The sequence below is a fragment of the Parabacteroides sp. merdae-related_45_40 genome (genome assembly GCF_001915675.1).
Map to the genome: position 1 here is coordinate 6489 of NZ_MNQY01000091.1, position 305 is coordinate 6793.

The 305-nt window shown below is 47.5% G+C and carries 1 pseudogene; it reads right to left on the reverse strand.

Annotation, left to right across the window (positions count from 1 at the left end):
• Positions 1-305 (reverse strand): annotated as a pseudogene (locus BHV83_RS11125) (hypothetical protein); the annotation flags it as partial.

Genomic DNA, 305 nt, shown 5'->3' on the forward strand with positions numbered 1-305 from the left:
GCGCCGAAGTCTACTTCGCTGTTTATGGCTTTTGCCGTCGTTTTGATCCGGTCGCGCCCCGGTGATATTTTCCCGGTCATCTGTTTCAAATACAAATCCCTGACAGCCAAGTTATGCACCGGATTGCCGATCACCTTCACCTTATTATTCTTATCAAGCAAGAAAGTCTGAAATGTAATATCTTGCGGAAATCGGTTCAACTTGTTCAATCGGCTGTCCCGATCGATGCAGACCGGACGGTCGAAGTTGTCGCGTTTCAGGATGTATCGCAACTCTTTGTCGTCTTTCGACTGGAAGACGAAGAT